Below are 246 nucleotides of genomic sequence, written 5' to 3' on the forward strand. Positions count from 1 at the left end.
CCGCATATTCGTTCGTTACTTGAAGCATCGCCATTGCGTCAGAAGCCACAACGTTGAAATCTTCGCCGAAACCAACCAATAATGGGCTTTTGTTTTTCGCCACATAGATTGTTTCTTTGTTTTCGTTATCGAAAAGGGCAATTGCGTAAGAGCCTTTTAGTTGAAGAAGCGTTTGACGGAAAGCTTCCTCTGTATCAAGACCTCTGTTCACAAATTGTTCGATGACTTGAACAACAACCTCTGTAT

The 246-nt window shown here is 41.9% G+C and carries 1 pseudogene; it reads right to left on the bottom strand.

What is annotated here, in order from left to right:
• A pseudogene (locus AAEY83_RS17640) lies at positions 1 to 246 on the bottom strand (hypothetical protein); the annotation flags it as partial.

It is taken from the genome of Psychrobacter sp. TB20-MNA-CIBAN-0197 (assembly GCF_040309765.1).
GTDB lineage: Bacteria > Pseudomonadota > Gammaproteobacteria > Pseudomonadales > Moraxellaceae > Psychrobacter > Psychrobacter submarinus.